The 21,064-nt window shown below is 41.8% G+C and carries 20 protein-coding genes; 4 read left to right on the top strand and 16 right to left on the bottom strand.

The genetic code is table 11. The features are described 5' to 3' along the window. Positions 1-25 precede the first annotated feature (25 nt). Entirely contained in the window at positions 26-397 is a 372-nt protein-coding gene (locus BLR53_RS05765) for a VOC family protein (RefSeq protein WP_037442515.1), read from the top strand. Between the two features lie 7 nt (positions 398-404). On the opposite strand, the gene BLR53_RS05760 is transcribed toward BLR53_RS05765, so the two are convergent. The 5 genes from BLR53_RS05760 to BLR53_RS05740 are packed head-to-tail and all read right to left on the bottom strand — an operon-like array spanning position 405 to position 4,840. After that, positions 405-1,193, bottom strand: coding sequence for an SDR family oxidoreductase (locus tag BLR53_RS05760; protein ID WP_037442517.1), 789 nt, complete (start codon positions 1,191-1,193; stop codon positions 405-407). A 10-nt stretch (positions 1,194-1,203) separates the two neighbouring features. Beyond that, a complete protein-coding gene (locus BLR53_RS05755) occupies positions 1,204-2,073 on the bottom strand; it encodes a fumarylacetoacetate hydrolase family protein (RefSeq protein ID WP_074587936.1) in 870 nt (289 codons plus the stop codon). Between the two features lie 8 nt (positions 2,074-2,081). Further along, entirely contained in the window at positions 2,082-2,846 is a 765-nt protein-coding gene (locus BLR53_RS05750) for an SDR family NAD(P)-dependent oxidoreductase (protein ID WP_037442521.1), read from the bottom strand. A 9-nt stretch (positions 2,847-2,855) separates the two neighbouring features. Continuing rightward, complete coding sequence (locus BLR53_RS05745) at positions 2,856-4,505, bottom strand: UxaA family hydrolase (RefSeq protein ID WP_074587933.1); 1,650 nt, start codon at positions 4,503-4,505, stop codon at positions 2,856-2,858. Then, on the bottom strand, positions 4,502-4,840 hold the full coding sequence (locus BLR53_RS05740; protein WP_037442525.1) for an L-rhamnose mutarotase: 339 nt from the start codon (positions 4,838-4,840) through the stop codon (positions 4,502-4,504). Before BLR53_RS05740 ends, BLR53_RS05745 begins: the two co-directional genes overlap by 4 nt. A gap of 129 nt (positions 4,841-4,969) precedes the next feature. On the opposite strand from BLR53_RS05740, the gene BLR53_RS05735 reads away from it, so the two are divergent. Both BLR53_RS05735 and BLR53_RS05730 read left to right on the top strand, forming a co-directional pair. Continuing rightward, positions 4,970-5,869, top strand: coding sequence for an AraC family transcriptional regulator (locus BLR53_RS05735; RefSeq protein WP_074587928.1), 900 nt, complete (start codon positions 4,970-4,972; stop codon positions 5,867-5,869). A gap of 178 nt (positions 5,870-6,047) precedes the next feature. Further along, positions 6,048-8,423 carry an ABC transporter permease gene (locus tag BLR53_RS05730; RefSeq protein ID WP_074588527.1) on the top strand — a complete coding sequence of 792 codons (2,376 nt, stop codon included), beginning with the start codon at positions 6,048-6,050 and terminating at the stop codon, positions 8,421-8,423. A 75-nt stretch (positions 8,424-8,498) separates the two neighbouring features. Here BLR53_RS05730 and BLR53_RS05725 read toward each other — a convergent pair whose 3' ends face one another. From BLR53_RS05725 to sufB, 8 genes are all read right to left on the bottom strand, one after another. Further along, complete coding sequence (locus tag BLR53_RS05725) at positions 8,499-9,182, bottom strand: lipid-binding SYLF domain-containing protein (protein ID WP_037442529.1); 684 nt, start codon at positions 9,180-9,182, stop codon at positions 8,499-8,501. A gap of 90 nt (positions 9,183-9,272) precedes the next feature. Beyond that, positions 9,273-9,899, bottom strand: a complete 627-nt coding sequence (locus BLR53_RS05720; RefSeq protein ID WP_074587925.1) for a helix-turn-helix transcriptional regulator — start codon at positions 9,897-9,899, stop codon at positions 9,273-9,275. Next, positions 9,899-10,210: a DUF59 domain-containing protein gene (locus BLR53_RS05715; protein WP_037442533.1), complete on the bottom strand. Its 312-nt coding sequence runs from the start codon at positions 10,208-10,210 to the stop codon at positions 9,899-9,901. The genes BLR53_RS05720 and BLR53_RS05715 overlap by 1 nt, the downstream gene beginning before the upstream one ends. Next, a complete protein-coding gene (locus BLR53_RS05710) occupies positions 10,207-10,641 on the bottom strand; it encodes a SufE family protein (protein ID WP_037442536.1) in 435 nt (144 codons plus the stop codon). The genes BLR53_RS05715 and BLR53_RS05710 overlap by 4 nt, the downstream gene beginning before the upstream one ends. Before the next feature lie 38 nt (positions 10,642-10,679). Beyond that, positions 10,680-11,906 (bottom strand): aminotransferase class V-fold PLP-dependent enzyme, encoded by a 1,227-nt coding sequence (locus BLR53_RS05705; RefSeq protein ID WP_074587920.1) that lies wholly within the window; start codon positions 11,904-11,906, stop codon positions 10,680-10,682. Beyond that, positions 11,899-13,233 carry a Fe-S cluster assembly protein SufD gene (gene sufD / locus BLR53_RS05700; protein ID WP_176763524.1) on the bottom strand — a complete coding sequence of 445 codons (1,335 nt, stop codon included), beginning with the start codon at positions 13,231-13,233 and terminating at the stop codon, positions 11,899-11,901. Before sufD ends, BLR53_RS05705 begins: the two co-directional genes overlap by 8 nt. Before the next feature lies 1 nt (position 13,234). Then, the gene (gene sufC / locus BLR53_RS05695; protein ID WP_425312216.1) at positions 13,235-14,011 is read right to left on the bottom strand and encodes a Fe-S cluster assembly ATPase SufC; all 777 of its coding nucleotides are present in this window, start codon (positions 14,009-14,011) and stop codon (positions 13,235-13,237) included. Positions 14,012-14,031: 20 nt separating this feature from the next. Then, positions 14,032-15,477 (bottom strand): Fe-S cluster assembly protein SufB, encoded by a 1,446-nt coding sequence (sufB, locus tag BLR53_RS05690; RefSeq protein ID WP_037442554.1) that lies wholly within the window; start codon positions 15,475-15,477, stop codon positions 14,032-14,034. Positions 15,478-15,717: 240 nt separating this feature from the next. On the opposite strand from sufB, the gene BLR53_RS05685 reads away from it, so the two are divergent. Further along, positions 15,718-18,228, top strand: a complete 2,511-nt coding sequence (locus tag BLR53_RS05685) for a M1 family metallopeptidase (protein WP_074587915.1) — start codon at positions 15,718-15,720, stop codon at positions 18,226-18,228. Positions 18,229-18,276: 48 nt separating this feature from the next. On the opposite strand, the gene BLR53_RS05680 is transcribed toward BLR53_RS05685, so the two are convergent. The 3 genes from BLR53_RS05680 to BLR53_RS05670 form a co-directional block, all read right to left on the bottom strand. Continuing rightward, entirely contained in the window at positions 18,277-18,663 is a 387-nt protein-coding gene (locus BLR53_RS05680) for a DUF3037 domain-containing protein (protein WP_074587910.1), read from the bottom strand. Further along, complete coding sequence (locus tag BLR53_RS05675) at positions 18,641-19,441, bottom strand: HipA family kinase (protein WP_074588522.1); 801 nt, start codon at positions 19,439-19,441, stop codon at positions 18,641-18,643. The genes BLR53_RS05680 and BLR53_RS05675 overlap by 23 nt, the downstream gene beginning before the upstream one ends. 108 nt (positions 19,442-19,549) lie before the next feature. After that, entirely contained in the window at positions 19,550-21,058 is a 1,509-nt protein-coding gene (locus BLR53_RS05670) for a RagB/SusD family nutrient uptake outer membrane protein (RefSeq protein ID WP_074587906.1), read from the bottom strand. Between the last annotated feature and the right edge of the window lie 6 nt (positions 21,059-21,064).

Below are 21,064 nucleotides of genomic sequence, written 5' to 3'. Positions count from 1 at the left end.
TACCCTGTCCTGCTGTTTTCTATCCATGAAAAGTTATAAGGATAAGCAAACGATTATCCCCTATCTGATGCTTGAAAATGCCGCAGCATTTGTGTCATTTGCCAAGATGGTATTCGATGCAGAAATTATAATGATGGAGCTGGCCGAGGATAACAGAACCATTCTACTCGCTGAAATCAAAATTGGTTTGAATATTATCCTGCTGGCCGAGGCAGTAGATCCATGCGGCGTTTCAAAGGGAAATTTTCTAATTTATGTCGGCGAAGTAGAAGATACATTTAACAGGGCCATTTTTCATGGCTCCGTTATTATTCAGGATATTAAGCTAATGGATTTTGGAAGAAGCGGAGGCTTGGAAGATCCCTTTGGGAACACCTGGTGGCTCACTACAGCCTAATTGAATTTTAAACACCTGTCACCGCCCTGTCCAGATGTACATATCCCCCGTCGACATAGATAAGCTGACCAGTTGTATGACTTGAACGCTCTGAAAGCAGAAAAACTACTGCATTAGCTATTTCAGCAGATTCCGTCATTCTGTTACCCAGCGGTATTTTACGCAAGGTAGCAGCAAGCTTTGTATCTGCATCGGGCAATGAAGTTATCCATTGCTGATATAAAGGCGTATAACACTCTGCGACAATTACCGCATTAACCCGTATACCCGCAGGTAACAATTCGACAGCCCATTCCCTTGTCAGCGCGTTCCTTCCTCCATTTGAAGCTGCATAAGCAGATGTGCCGCCCTGACCCGTATCAGCGACCTTAGACCCAATATTTACTATAGACCCTTTCGAATTTTTCAAATACGGAAGGCAGTGATGAGCCATCAGGTAATAATGGATAAGATTTTTATGTAAGCTATCAATAAAAGCTGTATAATTTCCACTTTCAAGACCTACGCTGTCATTTACCCCTGCATTGTTGACAAGCCCATCTATTCTGCCAAATTTCGCGGCAACCGCCTGCACAACCTGTTCCACTTCTTCAGGTTTGCTTAGCTCAGCCTTAAATTGAAAAGCATGCAGTTTTTTAGCATGCAGTTCATTGATCAGTTTCAGATTATCATTTTCATTTCTGCCTATTATTACAGGCACAGCACCTTCCGCAGCAAGTTGCCGTACTATACCCTCTCCGATTCCTTTTGCGCCACCGGTAACTAATACTATTTTATCTCTGAGTTCCAGATCCATGAATCAATTATTAGTAATAAAATTGAGTTCTTTCCCATTCTTTCACTTCCTGACGGGAAGAACCTAGTCCTTCAATACCCAGTTCCACAACATCTCCCGGTTTCAGGTATACAGGAGGGTTAAATCCAAGCCCGACTCCTGCCGGCGTACCAGTAGAAATGATATCACCCGGTAAAAGTGTCATAAACTGACTTACGTAAGAAATCACGTGCGGAATGTCAAAAATAAAGTTAGCTGTATTGCCGTCCTGCATCATTTTTCCATTTACAGATAACCACAGGCGAAGCTGATTGATATCATTAAGTTCGTCCGGCGTAGACAGATAAGGGCCTACCGGCGCAAAAGTATCACAACCTTTCCCTTTATCCCATGTTCCATTTCTTTCCAGCTGGAATGCCCTTTCTGAGACATCATTATGCAGTGCGTAGCCCGCAACATACTCAAGAGCTTCCCCTTCAGTTACATAAGAAGCTGTTTTACCAATTACAATAGCTAATTCTACTTCCCAATCTGTTTTCACCGAACCTTTTGGAATAATAACCGGATCGTATGGCCCTGATAGTGCTGTGGTTGACTTCATGAAAATGACAGGCTCAGAAGGAAGTGGCGCGTTAGTCTCAGCAGCATGATCTGCGTAATTTAGTCCGATACAGATAATTTTAGAAGGTCTGGCTACCGGGGGGCCCAAACGTGATCCAACAGGTATCTCTACCAGGTTATCTTTCTGCTCTGCAAGATATGCAGCTAGTCTTTTTAATCCTTCCGAAGCAAAAAACGCTTCATTATAATCCATTCCTAATCCAGAAGTATCATAGTGTTTTCCGTCGATCACTACTCCGGTTTTTTCTTTCCCGGCATTTCCCCATCTAATTAATTTCATTATTATATTTAGTTATTGAGTTTTACAAATCCCCCGTCGACCGGGTAATCATTTCCTGTTATAAAGCCGGACTCTTCCGCACATAAAAATAATGCAAGCGAAGCCACCTCTTCCGGGCTGCCCATACGACCAATTGGCTGACTTTGGGATAGTTTATGGAAAATTTCATTTTCCTGACCCGCATAATTTTTAGCGATGAACCCATCCACAAATGGAGTATGAACTCTCGCTGGTGAAATGCTGTTACAGCGGATCCCTTCTGCGAGGTAATCTTTAGCAACAGACATAGTCATTGCGTGTATTGCTCCTTTACTCATCGAGTAAGCAAAACGATCAGCAATTCCAACCAGGGCAGCTATAGAAGCCAAATTCAAAATCACCGGACTTTTACTCACTTTCAAATAAGGCAGTGCCGCAAAAATGGCATTATAGGCACCTTTTACATTCACTTCAAAAATACGGGTAAAATCTGCTTCTGAAGTATCACCCGCTTTCCCGATATGCGCTATCCCCGCATTGTTCACCAGAATGTCAACAGCTCCGATTTGGTGAAACGTCCTGAGCACTTCCTGTTGTTTACTTACATCGCAGCCATAGGCATAAGCTTTCCCGCCATTTTCCCTGATCATATCTACCGTTTCTTCCGCGGCTATCTGGTTCAGTTCTATAATGTGCAATACTGCACCCTGTGTTGCGAATAACAGAGCGATCGCTTTTCCAATACCACTGCCGCCACCAGTAATTACGGCTCTTTTATCTTTTAAGCTGAACATAATTTAATTTTATAATGAAACACCTCTTTTCCAGGGAATAAAATCGTCCTGTCCCAGTATCACAGCTTTTGGCCGGATTTCTCCGCTGGCAACTCTGATTACGTATTCAAGCATCCGGTCAGCTGCCGCTGCAATACTCTCATCTCCCTCAATAATTGTCCCGCAATTCAGATCTATAATATCGGGCATTTTTTTGTATAAAACCGTATTAGTAGACACCTTAATAACCGGACAGACCGGATTCCCTGTAGGCGTACCCAGGCCAGTGGTAAAAATTACGATGTTTGCTCCTGCTGCCACTTCTGCAGTTGTGCTTTCCACATCACTTCCAGGCGTACAAAGTAAATTGAGGCCCGGTTCTGTCACCTTTTCCGGATAATCAAGTACGGCGGTAACTGGGGAGGTCCCTCCTTTTTTTGCAGCCCCTGCAGATTTAATGGCATCAGTGATTAATCCATCTTTGATATTTCCGGGAGATGGGTTTGCATAAAACCCAGAACCCGAAGCGACAGCCCTGGCATTATAAGTCTGCATCAGATTCATAAAATGGCTTGCTGTCTCTTCGTTTACACAACGGTCACTCAGTTCCTGCTCCACACCACATAATTCAGGAAATTCAGCCAGGATTACCGATCCTCCCATCGTGACTAGTTTATCCGAAAGATTACCTAATACAGGATTTGCAGAAATGCCTGAGAATCCATCCGACCCTCCGCACTCTAATCCTATACACAGCTTACTGAGCGGTGCGGGTTCTCTTTTTTGAGAACTTGTTTGCATCAACCCCGTAAATGTCTGTTTAAGTGCTTCTTCCAAAAGCCGCTTTTCCGTACCTAATTCCTGCTGTTCCAGTATAAATAATGGTTTATTAAAATTTGGATCACGTAAAGTTATCTCCTGTTGTAACATAGAGGTCTGGGCATGCTGGCAACCCAGACTTAATACTGTTGCTCCGGCAACGTTCGGATGCGTAATATAGCCGGCCAGCAAACCGCATAAAGTAATTGCATCTTCCCTGGTACCTCCACATCCCATATCATGGGTTAAGAACTTAACCCCGTCAATATGAGGAAAAAGAGGGACTGCAGGTTTTGAAGCAGACTGCTCAAGATCTGCAGTCATAATATCTTCCACCGATTTGCCGGCTTTGTAAAGCGCAATCAGATTTTCAACTTCGTTTTCATAACCCTTAGGCTGCTGAAAACCAAGTTTAGCCTGTAAAGCATCTTTCAGTACATTGACATTCCGGTTTTCACAAAATACCATCGGAATAACCAACCAGTAATTTGCTGTGCCGACGCTACCATCTTCCCTGTGATAGCCCATAAAAGTTCTCTCCTGAAAAGCACTCACGTCCGGACGATCCCATTCTGTATTTCTTTTTGACAGACTAAAATCTCTCGCTGCATGTACCACATTTTCTAATGTGAGTGCTTCTCCAAGAGCAATTTCCCGGGTTGCCTTCGCAACCAGCACACCGTACATTAGAATATCTTCCCCTGTGGCAAGATCCTGTAAGCTGAATTTGTGTTTTGCTGCAACCGAAGTAATCAATTCGAAGTCATTTCCATCAAAATTAACTTTGGTTCCGGACGGCAAATCCTGCAGGGCGACCAATACATTGTCCAGTGGATGGATTTGCAAATACAGATTTTTCATAAAGTATGCAGTTCAAAGATTCTATCCATCAATATCCATTTTTCCCCGGGTCGTGCAATTGGTAGTGCCTGCTGGTACTTCCACATTAGCTCTTCCCATTCCTGTACTTTGGAATTCCCCTCATCCATTTTTGCTTTTTTTTCAAAACTAAAATCAGCATGAGCTTCTATAATCATCACAAGCCGGTTAGTAACCCGGTATATCTCCATACTCAGAATTCCCGACGAAAGAATACTAGCTTTTATTTCCGGCCAGACCTGGCGGTGCATTTGTTCATACGCGCTGATCAGATCAGGATCGTCGATAAGATCCAATGCCAGACAAAATCTATTCATTACTTTGATTATTAAAAATGATTAACTCAAAGAAAGTAAAAACACCAACGATAATATTGTCTATTTAGACAAAAGAATAAATGATTTTGGCATATTTACGGTTAGAACCACTCATTCTGTAACAAAAAGATGAAACCTCAGCTACTTAAACTGTCTACGAATTCAATCCATTCTTTCAGTGCGAGAGAAGATCATGTCCCTTATATAAACAACAGGTGGCACTATCACCCGGAGATTGAGCTGCTTTTTATCAAACAGGGAAGCGGAACACAGTTTATAGGAGACCACATCCGGCGATTCAGATCAGGTGACTTGGTTATGATCGGTTCAAACCTTCCCCATTACTGCAAATTTGACGATATATATTTTGACGAGAACAGCGGGGCAAAAGCCCAGGTATATGTTATTCATTTCCGGGAAAACTTCTGGGGCGATACATTCCTGAATTTACCTGAAAACAAATCCATCAAAAATTTACTGGAGAGAGCCAAAAGAGGTTTACTAATCACCGGTAAAATTGAGAAAACCATAGCAGATATTGTCGCGAGGCTACCCAACTCAATAGGGAGTACCAGGTTGCTCAGTTTACTGGAGTCGCTTCATTATATGAGTGGAAGTAACGAGCTCATCACCTTGTCTTCTATTGGGTTTAATCCTGCTTATGAACAGACGGAAAATGATCGTATTCATGCAATTTATGAATTTTCACTTGCCAATTTTAAGAGAAAAATTCTGATGCAGGAGGTAGCAGAAGTTGCCCATGTAAGTGTAAATTATTTCTGCAGATATTTTAAATCAAGAACGAGCAAGACCTATTCAAGATTTATTAATGAGATTCGGGTGGGGTATGCCTGCAAGCTTCTTATCGAGAACAAAATAAGCATTAAACAGATCTGCTCTGAAAGCGGATTCTACAATTTCGCGAGTTTTCACCAGTATTTTAAAGCTATCACAGGAAAAAGCCCACTGCATTATCAGCGGGCTTATCTGAACGATCCGGCTATTTTAGCACAGATTGTACCGGAATAATAGCTAGTTGCTTTTTACCGGACCAGATTTAAGTTCCTTCAAAAATCGTACGCATGTGAACACCATTTGTTCGTTTCCGTACAAATGGTTTGTTAAAGTGTATTTTTCAGGCACATAAGACCCGGTTTCGTTTATGGCATTAACATCGCTAAAGAAAAACGAGAATAAAATCCAAATTATGCTTCAACATTACCTATTGCTGATTTACAGGAACTTCAAAAAACATAAAAGTTCATTCTTTATCAACCTGATTGGCCTTACAGCAGGGCTTACCTGTACTTTGCTAATTAGTTTATGGGTAACCGATGAAGTTAACATGGACAAATTTCACGTTAATGGTACTCAGCTTTACCAAGTGATGGAAAACGAGCAGATAACATCAGGAGTAAACACTACTGACCAAACTGCAGGGATATTAGGTGAAACATTGCTAGCTGAGATGCCCGAAGTACAGGACGCTGTAGCTGTCTCACCCCAGTACTGGATTGCACAGAGTAAACTCCTAACTAAAACCAATAACAGTATTAAAGGAGATGGCCTATTTGCCGGGAAGAACTTTTTTCAAATATTCTCCTATCCGCTAGTTTCAGGTAATGCCAGAGAAGTTCTCAAAGAGAAAAACTCAATTGTTATTTCAGAGCCAATGGCAATGAAATTATTCAACACTACAGATGTTCTCGGTAAAGAAATTGTCTGGGAAAATGCTGATATGGAAACAGAAAATCATGCGCTTATTTCAGGTGTATTTAAGGTCATGCCTTCGACCTCTTCAAAACAGGTCGATTTTATTGTCTCGATTGGTTTGCTTATGGGACCATCTTCTCCTTTTTCGGAATGGAGTAACCGTGGCCCTAATACCTTTATCCTACTGAAAAACAATGTGCCGGTTGATGTTTTTAATGCGAAAATCAAAGGCTTCATGAAGTTGAAAGGACAAAACCGTAGTGAGTTATTTATCAGACCCTATGCAGACGGCTATTTATATGATAAATATGAAAATGGTAAACAGACAGGAGGGAGAATAGAATACGTTAAGCTATTTTCTCTCATTGCTATTTTCATCCTGGTAATTGCATGTGTAAACTTCATGAACTTAGCAACAGCAAGGGCATCAATAAGGATGAAAGAAGTCGGGATAAAAAAGGTTATGGGTGCAAGCCGTGGCTCTTTAATTATGCAATTTATGGCAGAATCTCTACTTTTGGTCTATTTATCCTTATTCTTCTCCCTCCTTTGCGTTGAACTTTTACTCCCGGTGTTTAATGAAATCACAGGTAAACATTTATTATTAGAGTTTGGATGGAAGCTAGCCCTGATATTGATTGGAATTACCACTTTAACTGGATTAATTTCGGGAAGTTATCCAGCATTATATCTATCAGGTTTTAATCCCGCTGCAGCTTTAAAAGGAAAAATCACGCATTCTGCCGGAGAACTATGGACCCGTAAAGGACTGGTTATATTTCAGTTTACACTTTCAGTAATCCTCATCGTTGCTGTTTTAGTTGTCTACAAACAAATTGAATTTGTTCAGCACGGATATCCGGGTTATAAAAGAGACAACGTTTTATATCTCGAACCCGAAGGTAAATTAAAAAATAATGCCGGCACTTTTATCAATGCAGTAAAGAAAATTCCCGGCGTAATTAATGCCTCCAGTATGAATAAGAGATTTATCGGCGATTTAAAATCTACGCAAGGTGACTTCAGCTGGGAAGGGCGCGATCCGAAGCAAGCACTTGCCTTTCAACATGCCGGCATAAATAGCGGCCTGATCGAAACCATGGGGATGGAGATGATAGATGGCCGTACTTTCTCGGATAATTTTGGGTCTGATAGTACTAAAGTGATTTTTAATGAGGCTGGTATAAAGATTATGGGCTTAAAAAACCCGATAGGCAAGGTCTTTAATTTATGGGGGAAAGACCTGCAAATTATAGGTATAGTCAGAAATGTGCATTTTGAATCTATGCATGAAATAGTGAAACCCATGTTCTTTTTGTTCGATGCTAAACATACAAACAGAATTATGGTCAGAATAAAAGCCGGCACAGAAAAAGAAACAATAGCTGCCCTTCAAAAAGTCTATAAGGATTTTAATGCCGGAAGTAATTTTGACTATAAGTTTTTAGATCAGGATTTTCAGGAACAATATGTTGCAGAGCAAAGAGTTTCCTCATTGTCGAGGTATTTTGCTTCACTGGCGATCATTATATCTTGTCTTGGTCTATTTGGCCTGGCTTCGTTTACGGCGCAGCGAAAACTTAAAGAAATTGGAATCAGGAAAGTATTAGGCGCAAGTGAGTGGAGAATTGTATACACTTTATCAAAAGACTTTATTAAGCCCGTATTTATCGCCATTTTGATTGGGCTGCCATTAAGTTACGTACTCACTAAGCAATGGCTGGATACTTTTGCTTATAGAATAGATCTGCAAGTTTGGTACTTTGCAGGAGCGGGTTTTATCGCGCTCTTTATTTCCTGGATTACAGTATGTACACAAGCTATCAAAGCAGGCTTTAAGAATCCGGTACAATGCCTTCGAGACGAATAAAATTCAGACCCTGAAACAAAAGGACCGCAAATCAATTAACTTGTGGTCCTTTTATCAGATCTTGCATTTAAGAAATTACTGCATTGCTATAAGTTTCTCTTTCAGCAGGACAACTTCCTCCTTTTTACTTGGTTTAGCTTCGAAAATACCTTTTACATTTTCGGTTTTTCCATAATATTTCTGGTTAGCCTGACTATCAATATCCAGGGAAGCACCATTTAAAGTAATTCCAGCAAATAAACCTTTACTTCTTGAGTAAGAATAAACTTCTGCTTCCAGTTTATAGTCTGTGTTAGCTGAAGAGCTTCTTCCCACGGGTCCGGCTGCAACAGATAAATCTCCACCAAGTGTGAAGCTGCTCTTTTTAATTTCAGTGAGACTTTTTCTATGCTTAAATACAAGTACAAGGTCTACAGACTGTACTCCTATCTGCGCGCCTATACTACCGCCCGTCATGGTCACAAAAACAGGGTTACTCCAGGTACCATCGGCATTTTTAACCATAGCCACCCCTTTACCTCTTTTTGCGCCAACCACAAATCCTGCGTTGATCATTTTGGGAATTACAATGATCCCTTCAGTTACCGCGATAAGTTCAGACGGAATAGACTCTTTCATTCCGGCAAAATCAGAAAGTACAGTCGCTGCGTCTGTCATTTTCTTTTGTTCTTTTTCCTGTGCACCGGCAGTTATCCCGCTTGTTAATAAAAGTCCTGCTAATACGTAAGCAGAGAATTTCTTCAGTTTGTTGTGTGTCATGATAAAATTTAATTAGATGGCATCAGGCCATTTATATTATAAACAATATAAAGGCCAGAAAATTATTAGTGATCAATAATTTGATGGGTTTTATAAATGCACACGGTAGGCACAGCGTCTGTTACCAGCTACAATATATTCGATGCGGTTGACAGGAATTTCTTCTCCCACAACTGCTTTTAATGTTTTAAATTCAGCACAGCAGATTGCCGGATTAGCATGTGCTGCTACGTTTATGGGGCAATGATTCTCCACAAAGATATAGCTCAGGTCATCCTGAATAAACTGCGCCATATAACCTTCCGTGCTCCTGATCGCGGCAAATCTTGTGATCCGGGTAACCGGATCCGTAATTCCCTCGAGCGACTGCAGGTAACGACGGGTACTGTGATCGCCATCTACACTGATAACCTGGCTTACGGCCTGCTCTCCCAGTGTTTCTTTCATCACCTCCATCAGTCTGACAGTTAATGAAGCATGCGTGTCCGGAAATCTTGATTCTCCCAGCTGGGTTAGTGACCAGAATTGCTGAGGCCTGCCCCTGCCCGAGGGCTGTGCTTCTGACCTGACCAGACCTTCTGCCTCAAGCCGGCGGATCTGAAAGCGTGCGCCTTCAACTGTGAGTTTTAACGCCGCTGCCAGGTTGAGCAAGGTTTGCGGGCCATTATTCTTTAATAGTCCGAGACACCGTTCCCTGAAATGGAGACGATTTTCCATTATAACCAGCCTAATTCCAGTTTTGCTTCTTCACTCATCATATCTCTATCCCAGGGCGGATCAAATGTTAGTCTCACTTCCACCTCGCCTATTCCAGGTATCGCTTTTACTTTAGTTTCCACTTCAGTCATAATTTCTCCGGCAGCCGGACAAGCCGGTGCAGTAAGCGTCATATAAATATGAACTCCCTGATTGTCCATCATCTGGATTTTATAGATCAGACCAAGTTCAAATATATTTACCGGGATTTCCGGGTCATATACCGTACTTAAAGCTTCTTCAATACGGTCTCTTAATGATAATTCGCTCATTTGTGTCCTTGTTTTGCGGCAGACTGGTAAGCCAGTGCGTATAATTTAATTTGTTTGAGCATAGCCAGTAGCCCATTTGAACGGTTTGGAGAGAGATGATTCTGCAACCCAATCGCAGGAATGAAATAAAGGTCAGCAGCAACAATTTCTTCAGGCGTGTGTCCGGAAAGGACGCCCACCATCATACTAATCAGCCCTTTGGTAATAATAGCATCACTGTCTGCAGTAAACCATACGCTGCCATCCCTGAATTCAGGCTGTAACCACACATTAGATTGACAGCCTTTGATCAGATTCTCCGGTACTTTATATTTTTCATCAATCAAGGGAAGATCCTTACCCATCTCGATGATATTTTCATATTTGTCCATCCAGTCTGAGAAAAGTTCGAAATCTTCGATTAGCTCATCCTGTTTTTCATTAATTGTCATATATATTGATTTAAGGCAAAAAATAAAGATATCTCTGCTTACCCCTGCAGTATTGCAGCCGCTCTTTTGATTCCTGCAACCAGCAAATCAATCTCTTCAGTTGTATTATAAAACGCAAAAGATGCGCGGCAGGTTCCAGGAATCCCGAAATGATCCATTACCGGCTCTGTACAATGATGTCCGGTTCGAATAGCAATACCCTGTTTATCCAATAATTCTCCCAAATCATACGGATGAATATCGTTAATGAGAAAAGAAACTACACTTGATCGCTTTTCCGCCTGACCGATAAAACGGATACCCGGTATAGCTGCCATCTCGGTAAGCGCATATTGAACTAACATATCTTCCTGTTCCCTGATCGTATCCAGTCCCAGTTCAGTGATATAATCAATTGCTTTTCCCAGACCTACTGCACCGGATATATCTGGTGTACCAGCTTCAAATTTATAAGGGAGCACATTGTAAACTGTTTTTGCAAAAGTTACGGTTTTGATCATATCTCCCCCACCCTGATAAGGTGGCAAATCGTTCAGCCATACTGACTTTCCGTATAATACGCCAATCCCTGTAGGCCCGTACAACTTGTGTCCTGAGAAAACCAGAAAATCGACATCGAGTTCCTGCACATCTATCGGAAAATGTTGTACAGCCTGAGCTGCATCAAGCAGTACAGGTATATTCTTAGCATGTGCCTGGCTAATCACTTCGTGCACAGGATTTACTGTCCCTAAAGAATTAGAAACGTAAGTCAGCGAAACTATTTTTACTTTCTCATCTAATAGACCTGGCAGCTCATCTAATTTCAGAACGCCATTCTTATCCATTGGAATTACCTTAAGCACTGCACCGCGTTCTTCGCAGATCATCTGCCAGGGCACAATGTTAGAATGGTGTTCCATAGCTGATATTAATACCGAATCACCAGGTTGCAGATATTTACGGCCGTAAGAAGAAGCGACCAAATTAATACCGTCGGTTGTGCCCTTGGTAAAGATCACCTCATCACTTTCCGCGGCACCAATAAAAGCAGCTACTTTTTTACGCGCCTGCTCATAAGCAGCAGTCGCCTGCTGACTAAGCAGATGTACACCGCGGTGCACATTACTATTGTACTCCCGGTAATATTGTTCCAGCATATCCAGCACCTGAACCGGCTTTTGTGTAGTTGCCGCATTATCCAGATAAACCAGCGGTTTACCATAAATAGTAGTACTTAATATAGGGAAGTCCTTTCTAATCCGGTCTGTATCTAATCTAGCCATAAACTGAAGTATTGGTATCTGCGAAAGAATTTTCCATCTTTTCGTAGATTAAACTTTGTACATATTCCTTTACAGGCTCGTTTGTGATTCTTTGAGTAACATCAAACATAAATGCTTCTACCAGTAACTTACGGGCAGAATCCTCACCAATTCCCCTTGAACGCAAATAGAATAAAGATTCAGGATCAAATTGCCCAACTGTACAGCCGTGGCTGCATTTCACATCATCTGCGAAAATTTCCAGCTGAGGTTTGGCAAAAACCTGTGCTTTATCGCTTAATAGCAGATTATTGTTTTGTTGAAACGCATTAGTTTTCTGCGCAGGTCTTTCGACAAACACTTTACCGTTAAATACTGCTTTTCCCTTGCCCAGCAATACACCTTTATAAATCTCATTGCTGTCGCAATTAGGGAATAAATGATGAATTGCAGTATGGTTATCCGTTAACTGGTGATCGCCGACCAGATAAAGCCCCATCAGATGAGTTTCTGTAGCTGATCCGTTCAATACAATTTCCAGGTTATTTCTGATCAGTTCTGCTCCCGGAAGATTAAAACTAAAATGGTCATAACGGCTGTTCTTTTCCTGCACAACTTCCAGAAAATTGACTAACCTGTCCTCAGCCTGATTATGCTGTATCTGGTACTGGATTAAACTGGCTTGCTCGGCAACCCTGACCTGTGTTACATTGTTTACAAAAAGCTTATGACCGTTCTGAAGCGAAATAACAGACTCAATCACCTCCAGGCCTGCAAATCTGCCCATCACCAGAACATTGCGATTCTGGATAAACAAATTCTGCTCTCCGGCAAAAAACTGAATAATGTGCAATGGTTTATCCCAGATTACGCTGTCCGGAACCTCTAAAAGGTATCCTTCGTTAAAAAGAGCTGTATTTAATGCCAGCATACGGTTCCCCGCACCAACATGTTCAGATTTATAAGTATTAAAATAATTTAGATCTGAAACTTCAGATAACTGCTTAAGTTTAAAACAAGAAGCATCCGGCAATATAGAAAGTGATCCGTTTATTTTGCCGTTAACTAATACAAGTACATAGCTCTCTAATCCTGGAATCCGGGCATGTTGAACTGCATTTTCTAAAACCGCCGCCGCAGGTTGCTGTAAATCAAAACTATATTCATCAGCAAGGAAAGGAGCTAAATTTGTAAATTTCCAATCTTCGTCCCTGTTGGAAGGGAAACCTTTTTCTACAAAAGCAGTAAAAGCCTGTTCCCTCTCCTGCGTAGCATTCCCATCGGAATTACGCTGGTTATAGGCATCCACCAATTGTTGGTACAAAGGACTTTTAGATAACTTTTTCATTTTATTGTCCATTTAAAGCTGCGTTACCGTGAAACTCTTCTTTCAGCCAGTCATATCCTTTTTCTTCCAGTTCCAGTGCAAGATCTTTATTACCGGATTTTACAATCTGGCCATTATATAATACATGGACAAAATCCGGCACGATATATTCCAATAAACGTTGGTAATGCGTAATCAGAACAAAGGCATTTTCTGTCGAACGCAATTTGTTGATTCCACTGGAAACGATACGAAGGGCATCAATGTCCAGGCCTGAATCAGTTTCGTCCAGAATTGACAATTTTGGTTCCAGCATTGCAAGTTGAAAAACCTCATTTCTTTTTTTCTCTCCACCAGAGAAGCCCTGGTTCAGCGAACGGTTCGCTAACTTAGCTTCAAATTCTACCAATTCCTGTTTCTCCCTGGTCATCTTCAGGAATTCCTTTGCAGAAAGCTGAGGAAGATTACGGTGAGTACGAATTTCACTCAATGCAGTCTTCAAGAAATTGATATTAGAAACGCCAGGTATTTCCACAGGGTACTGAAATGCAAGAAAAACACCTTCACGTGCACGTTCTTCAGGTTTCATGTCCAGCAGATTTTTACCATCCAACCAAACTTCACCTTCAGTAACCTCATAGTTTTCACGTCCGGCCAATACAGAGGCGAGCGAGCTTTTACCGGAACCGTTCGGCCCCATGATCGCATGCACTTCACCAGCATTAACTTCCAGGTTAATTCCTTTTAATATTTCTTTTCCTTCAATATTTGCATGAAGGTTTTTTATTGATAACATCATTTATATTTAATTTTTTAGATTTATCCTACGCTGCCTTCCAGTGTAAGAGAAAGTAATTTTTGTGCTTCCACAGCAAATTCCATTGGTAATTGATTCAATACATCTTTGGCGTAACCGTTCACGATTAAAGCAATTGCCTGCTCAGAGTCAATACCACGCTGATTCAAATAAAACACCTGATCTTCACCAATTTTAGAGGTGGTCGCTTCGTGCTCAATAGTAGCAGTATTGTTTTTTGATTCGATATAAGGAAAAGTATGTGCTCCGCAAAGGTCACCGATCAACAGGGAGTCACATTGTGTAAAGTTCCTTGAATAAGCAGCCCTTGGACCCATCTGAACTAAACCTCTATAACTATTCTGACCCTTTCCGGCAGAAATTCCTTTTGAAATAATTCTACTCTTCGTATGTGCACCGATATGATGCATTTTAGTACCTGTATCGGCAATCTGCATATGATTAGTTACAGCAACGCTGTAGAATTCACCGGCTGAATAATCTCCTTGTAAAAGAATACTCGGATACTTCCAGGTAATTGCAGATCCAGTTTCGACCTGAGTCCAGGATATCTTACTGTGTGCACCACGGCATGCACCGCGTTTGGTCACAAAGTTAAAAATACCGCCTTTACCTTCTTTATCACCCGGATACCAGTTTTGGACGGTGGAGTATTTTATCTCCGCACCTTTCATTGCAATTAGTTCGACGACAGCCGCATGCAGTTGATTCTCATCACGCATCGGAGCAGTACAACCTTCCAGATAACTCACATAACTATCTTCGTCTGCAATAATCAGGGTTCTTTCGAACTGCCCGGTATTTTCAGCATTTATTCTGAAATACGTGGAAAGCTCCATAGGACAACGCACGCCTTTGGGAATATATACAAAAGACCCGTCAGAAAACACAGCTGTATTCAGTGAAGCGAACACATTATCAGTATGCGGAACTACCGAACCCAGGTATTTCTGTACCAGTTCCGGATGTTCTCTTACCGCCTCGCTGATAGAACAGAATATAATTCCAAGTTCATTCAGGTGTTTTTTATAAGTTGTAGTTACAGAAACACTGTCAAATACGACATCAACTGCTACCCCTGCAAGTTGTTTCTGTTCGGACATGGGTATACCCAGTTTTTCGAACGTACGCAGCAATTCAGGATCGACCTCATCCAGCGAAGCGTATTTTGCCTGTTGCTTTGGCGCAGCATAATAGGATATTGCCTGAAAATCCATTTCAGGCATTTTAAAATTCTGCCATTCGGGCATTTCCTGTTGCAGAAATGCCTGATACCCCTTCATTCTCCAATCCAGCATCCATTGCGGCTCATTTTTCTTCGCGGATATAAACCTGACAGTATCTTCATTCAGTCCGGTTTCAGAAATATCCATATCAATAGCTGTAACAAAGCCAAACTCATATTCTTTGTTGGCTAACTGATCCAGCATTATATCATCTTTTTCCATCTTTCTCTGTTTAAACATTTCATCAGGGTATAGACATACCGCTAAAGAACTATCACAAAGATACGGTATAGCCCTAATAAACTAAGTTTATACTTTGTTTATTACGGTCAGTTTACAAAACAGGCTTTTTCGCCCCCTGATTCACCGCAATAGTGTAAAAATGTCTTGAAAAATACGATTTCACACCAAATTTGTACTTTCGCGTCAGTGCATCTAGTTTTACAATACAAAATTTGCGAAATGAAATCAAAACCGAATCATTATAAATATGCGGCATTAGGTACACTGATGCTCATTAGTACGGCCATTACACTACCTGTTTTCGGCCAGGAAAAATTAGCTGATCCACAGCTGAAAATATACCGGGCAACCCCGGATAAAATTAACAATCTTGTCCATACTAAGCTCAATGTTAAGTTTGACTATAAAAAACGTTACCTGTATGGGGAAGAATGGGTTACACTGCAGCCACATTTTTATGCCACCGACAGTTTGAGACTGGACGCAAAAGGGATGGATATTAAAGAGGTTTCCTTGTTTACCAATGGAAAGAAAACCCCGTTAAAATATACTTACGATAACCTTTCTCTGAATATAAGGCTAAACAAAACTTACCAGAGATCAGAAAAGTACACCCTGTATATTGCTTATACGGCAAAACCAGACGAGCTTCAGCTGGAAGCAGGTGCAGCCATTACAGATGCAAAGGGTTTGTATTTCATTAATCCGGACAGCACAGAAAAAGGAAAGCCGGTACAGATATGGACTCAGGGTGAGCTGGAAAGCTCGTCGGCCTGGTTCCCGACTATAGATCACACTAATCAGAAAACCACGCAGGAAATCAGTATGACTGTGCCTGCGAAATACGTTACACTTTCCAACGGCAGACTGGATTCACAGAAAAAAAATGCCGATGGAACCCGTACCGATACCTGGAAAATGGAATTGCCACATTCGCCCTATTTATTCATGATGGCGGTTGGAGATTTCAAAATCTACAAGGATAAGTGGAAAGATAAAGAAGTAAACTACTATCTGGAACCTGCGTACGCACCTTATGCAAAAGATATCTTTGGGTTTACACCGGAAGTAATGGACTTCTATTCTCAGATTCTGGGGGTAGATTATCCCTGGAATAAATATGCACAGATCGTTGTAAGAGATTATGTAAGTGGCGCTATGGAAAACACCACAGCCACCTTACATGGAGATTATGTGCAGGGCACAGCAAGAGAGCTTGCAGACCGTTATTACGATAAAGGCAGAAGTACTATCGTTCACGAACTTTTCCACCAGTGGTTTGGTGACTACGTTACTGCAGAAAGCTGGAGCAACTTAACTGTAAATGAATCATTTGCAGACCTGAGTGAAACATTATGGGCAGAACATAAATATGGACAGGACGCAGGAGATGCACATAATTACGAGGCTATGCAGGGTTACCTCAGCGACCCGGGCAATGAGAAAAAGGACCTTGTCCGCTTTCACTATCATAATTCCATGGACATGTTCGATGGGGTATCGTACCAAAAAGGTGGAAGAGTACTTAATATGTTAAGGAACTACCTTGGTAAAGAAGCCTTTTATAAAGGATTGGGCCTTTACCTGAAAACGAATGCCTTTAAAAATGGTGAAGCTCATCAACTTCGTCTTGCACTGGAAGAAGTAAGCGGCAAAGACCTGAATTGGTTCTTCAATCAATGGTACTTCGGCGCAGGACACCCGCTGCTGGATATCAAATACAATTGGGACGAGCAGACTCAAACGCAGCAGGTTATTCTTAGCCAAACGCAGGATGGAGATACATTCAGGATACCTATGGCTGTAGACATTTACAGCGGCGGGAAAAAGATCCGGAAACAAATCTGGATGACTGATAAAACCGATACGCTAAGCTGGAAACTTGACCGTAAACCAGACCTGGTCAACGTAGATGGCGATAAAATTCTGCTGACCAAAAAGACAGATCATAAAACCTTACAGGAATTCTGGTTCCAATACCAGAACGCCGGATTATATGTAGATCGTCTGGAGGCCATTGAAGCAGCGAAAGCTGCCTTGAAACAACAGGATCCTACAGCAGAAAAAATTCTGATGGCTGCTTTGCAGGATAAATATTACGAACTACGTATCCAGGCTATTGAAGCTATTACTCCAGGCCAGACGAAACTATACGCACTAGCCTTACCCGAACTGGTGAAGTCTGCTCAAAAAGACGACAACAATCTGGTTAGAGCGGCCGCCATCCGCTCACTTTATACTTCTGAACAACCAGAGAAATATAAAGAAATCTATCAGGAAGCACTGAAAAGCACTTCTTACGCCATTATAGGTGCTGGTCTGGAAGGTACTGCAATTCTGGACAAAACTCAGGCACTTCAACTGGCCAAAAGTTTTGAGAAAGATAGCAAAGGCATGCTGACCAAAGCGATCGTTTCCATTTACGGGGTATCTGGAGGAGATTCGGAATGGCCATTTGTTTATCAGAATTTTATGAGTGCAGATCCACAGTCAAAATTTGACATGTTCAGCGATTTCATTAATATTATTGCAGCAGTAAAATCTCCCGGGTATGCAAGTGAAGGAATACGGGCAATTAAAGATTTCGGCATTAAATACAAAGCGCATGGCGTTGCACCAAAGATTATTCAGATCCTGCAACAACTTAAGCCGGTTAGAAAAGGAATGAATGACCAGGCCAGTGCCGATCTGATCGATAAGTCGGTAAAGGAGCTTGAGGCTAAGCCTTAATTCCAGATTTTAATTCAAACAAAAGGCCCTGCTAGCGCAGGGCCTTTTTTATTCTCCGGCCTGCTCCTGAAGCAATGCTGAGATCTTGACAGACGGATCAGCACAGAATCCGGGATGCACACGGGAGGTCTGAACCTGTGTGCTGCGTAAGGCTGTGAGCCATCTAAAACGTGAAGGAGCATCCAAAACGCCGATCGGCCCACCTGCAGTGCCACCTTTTGCAATCAGCTCTAAAGCATGAAGATGTGCTATAATTTCTTCCAGATCGGCTTCAGGCGCAAATTTCTCCAGACGTTTGAAGTCGGGCAGTAAGGCTGCTTCGAGAAATTTCAACTTTGGACAATACAAAATGACGCCGACATTCACAAACTCTTCGCGCTCTACCCTGGGTACAACACGGATCACTGCATACTCAAATAAGTATTTCTCTTGCATGCTGTGCATCTTTTATAATATTTTCAAAATTCAGCAACCTCGTTTTCAGGAAACTCACATAAGCATCCCGGTGTGTTTCCGGATGGTCAAAGGGTGTGTCGTAACAAAGCCATTCTTCAGGAATTAATGCGACTATATTTTCTATCGCTTCCGGCGTCAGAACAGCCTGAAAATCCTCGTCTACCTGATCCAGTTCGGCAGCCAATGGCAACAGCACATGATCACTGATTAGCTTAAATGGTTTCTTAGCCATTTCTTCCCAGTTGTTCCAGGAATGGTGAAAATACAAGGCGGCCCCGTGATCTATTAGCCAAAGTTCTTTATGCCAGTACAACATATTAGTATTTCTGGCAGTTCTGTCCATATTCACCAATAAAAGATCAAGCCAGACAATCTGTGACGCCAGCAAACTGTCGACAGTATTCACGACCGGATCGTAAGTGATGGAACCGGAAAGATAGTGAAGTCCGAGATTTAAGCCGGTACTAGCTTTTAACAAATCCTGAATCTCCTCATCCGGTTCTGTTCTACCGAAGGCTTCATCCAGTTCAGCAAAGACTATTTCAGGGATCTTAAATCCGAGCAAGCGGGCTATCTCGCCACCAATTAATTCTGCAATTAATGCTTTCACACCTTGCCCTGCACCTCTGAACTTGAGTACATATAAAAAATCATCGTCAGCCTCTGCAATTGCAGGCATAGAACCACCCTCCCGCAGAGGGCTCACGTACCTGGTCACCTTAACAGTTCTGGGCTGACTGGTTATTCTTTTCGTCATATCCATAAAAATAACAAAGATGAGCAAAAAAAAAGGTTAACCACGATCGGAATCGGATTAACCTTTTTGCTTAACCGGTCATTTTACTAACCAATTAATATAGATGGCTTAATAACCCGGATTTTGCGTAAAATTCGGATTAGACAATTGATTGTCAGGGATCGGGAATACCAGATACTTAGGATCGTCCGCTGGTTTCTCCTGCCAAGGGGTAAGATATTTTGCGAAACGGATTAAATCTTGTCTTCTGACACTCTCCCAATAGAATTCGCGTCCACGTTCGTCGAGTAAATTATCGAGTGTGAGTGTCACAAAAGGAGTCGCACCACGGTAAGTTCTCAGCGTGTTTACAAGGATAAGTCCCTCTCCTGCGCGCTGCGTCCTCAATAAAGCCTCAGCTTTCATCAGAAGCACATCTGAGTAGCGGAAATATACCCAGTCGTTTTCTGCCAGTCCGGTAGACTCATTTGGATAGTCAACAGGATATTTAACAACTCTGATCCCTGCAACTTCCAGGTGATTCTGATCTCTCTCAATAATACTTACTTCTCTGGTAAAGCTCAGGTTATTTCCTTTACGGTCCTTTAATGCTACCCCATTCTGATTAAACTGCTGTCCGATAAGAAAGCCTACCTTTAATCCTGTAAGATTCGTTACTCCAGGATAATCTCCACCAATACGTGAATCCTTGGCTTCAAATTTATCATAGAAGTCCGATAGGGTTGCAAAACCATTATTTCCTTTAGGGTTTTGATTATAGTGCAACCCTGGAATCCACATATTCCTGACACCACCTGCATCTACGCCTCCCAGATTCTGAGCTGTAAAAATATTCTCCTTAGACAGCGCATCATTTTTGGGTGCAAAATTATCGTAATACTTACTAAGTGCATACTTACCACCGGAAATAATCTCGTCTGCCAGTGAGATTACTTTAGCCATATCGCCGTTATCGAATGTGGGTGCAGTACGATTTAAAAACGCACCTTTATTCAGGTAACATTTCATTAGCAATACCTTAGCAGCATTTTTATTTGCGGTATATATGGGGCCGTCCGGAAGATCGGGTATAATCGCGGTCAATTCTGCAATCAGATAATCAATTTGCTCCGGTGCTTTACGAACTTTCGAAGGCAGACTCACGTCCTCTCCAGGTTCACGATAGGGCACTTGTCCCCAGCCGTCTAAAATAGAAAACTGTGCGAAAGCCCGGAGAAATCTTGCTTGCGCACTCTGGTCTGCAGTTGGATTAAATTTAAGCACGTTTGTCGCTACATAACTCACACTGTTCAAATCTCTGAACACAGAAGATATCCTGGGGTGATCTGCTGCCCAGCGGTGTAAATGCAAAGCACGCCATGCACCATTGTCATCCCAGTCACCACCTCTTGTAGGCGCAATAGCTTCATCTGTAGGAAATTCCTGTAAAGCCCACCAGCCGTACGCACCCTGATATGGATTCCGCATCGCAGAATAACTTGCGTTTAATAAAGCTGGTACATTATCAGAGTTTATCCCCGAATTACCTAATTGTCCGTTTAGGTTCTCATCAAGTTTAGTACAGGCAGATAAAGAAATTGCCAATACCATTAATGCTATAATTGATTTATTTTTCATGTTTTC

The sequence above is a fragment of the Pedobacter antarcticus genome (assembly GCF_900103515.1).
Lineage (GTDB): Bacteria > Bacteroidota > Bacteroidia > Sphingobacteriales > Sphingobacteriaceae > Pedobacter > Pedobacter antarcticus.
This window is presented reverse-complemented; position numbering and strand designations above follow the sequence as displayed.

Excerpts from the sequence above, each read along its gene's own strand:
- BLR53_RS05710 (WP_037442536.1), bottom strand. The coding sequence starts at position 10,641 with ATGACAATTAATGAAAAACAGGATGAGCTAATCGAAGATTTCGAACTT.
- BLR53_RS05670 (WP_074587906.1), bottom strand. The coding sequence starts at position 21,058 with ATGAAAAATAAATCAATTATAGCATTAATGGTATTGGCAATTTCTTTA.
- BLR53_RS05760 (WP_037442517.1), bottom strand. The coding sequence starts at position 1,193 with ATGGATCTGGAACTCAGAGATAAAATAGTATTAGTTACCGGTGGCGCA.
- BLR53_RS05750 (WP_037442521.1), bottom strand. The coding sequence starts at position 2,846 with ATGTTCAGCTTAAAAGATAAAAGAGCCGTAATTACTGGTGGCGGCAGT.
- BLR53_RS05730 (WP_074588527.1), top strand. The coding sequence starts at position 6,048 with ATGCTTCAACATTACCTATTGCTGATTTACAGGAACTTCAAAAAACAT.
- BLR53_RS05680 (WP_074587910.1), bottom strand. The coding sequence starts at position 18,663 with ATGCAAGAGAAATACTTATTTGAGTATGCAGTGATCCGTGTTGTACCC.
- sufC (WP_425312216.1), bottom strand. The coding sequence starts at position 14,011 with ATGATGTTATCAATAAAAAACCTTCATGCAAATATTGAAGGAAAAGAA.
- BLR53_RS05725 (WP_037442529.1), bottom strand. The coding sequence starts at position 9,182 with ATGACACACAACAAACTGAAGAAATTCTCTGCTTACGTATTAGCAGGA.
- BLR53_RS05755 (WP_074587936.1), bottom strand. The coding sequence starts at position 2,073 with ATGAAATTAATTAGATGGGGAAATGCCGGGAAAGAAAAAACCGGAGTA.
- BLR53_RS05715 (WP_037442533.1), bottom strand. The coding sequence starts at position 10,210 with ATGAGCGAATTATCATTAAGAGACCGTATTGAAGAAGCTTTAAGTACG.
- BLR53_RS05720 (WP_074587925.1), bottom strand. The coding sequence starts at position 9,899 with ATGGAAAATCGTCTCCATTTCAGGGAACGGTGTCTCGGACTATTAAAG.
- BLR53_RS05675 (WP_074588522.1), bottom strand. The coding sequence starts at position 19,441 with ATGACGAAAAGAATAACCAGTCAGCCCAGAACTGTTAAGGTGACCAGG.
- BLR53_RS05705 (WP_074587920.1), bottom strand. The coding sequence starts at position 11,906 with ATGGCTAGATTAGATACAGACCGGATTAGAAAGGACTTCCCTATATTA.
- sufD (WP_176763524.1), bottom strand. The coding sequence starts at position 13,233 with ATGAAAAAGTTATCTAAAAGTCCTTTGTACCAACAATTGGTGGATGCC.
- BLR53_RS05745 (WP_074587933.1), bottom strand. The coding sequence starts at position 4,505 with ATGAAAAATCTGTATTTGCAAATCCATCCACTGGACAATGTATTGGTC.
- BLR53_RS05685 (WP_074587915.1), top strand. The coding sequence starts at position 15,718 with ATGAAATCAAAACCGAATCATTATAAATATGCGGCATTAGGTACACTG.
- BLR53_RS05740 (WP_037442525.1), bottom strand. The coding sequence starts at position 4,840 with ATGAATAGATTTTGTCTGGCATTGGATCTTATCGACGATCCTGATCTG.
- BLR53_RS05735 (WP_074587928.1), top strand. The coding sequence starts at position 4,970 with ATGAAACCTCAGCTACTTAAACTGTCTACGAATTCAATCCATTCTTTC.
- BLR53_RS05765 (WP_037442515.1), top strand. The coding sequence starts at position 26 with ATGAAAAGTTATAAGGATAAGCAAACGATTATCCCCTATCTGATGCTT.
- sufB (WP_037442554.1), bottom strand. The coding sequence starts at position 15,477 with ATGGAAAAAGATGATATAATGCTGGATCAGTTAGCCAACAAAGAATAT.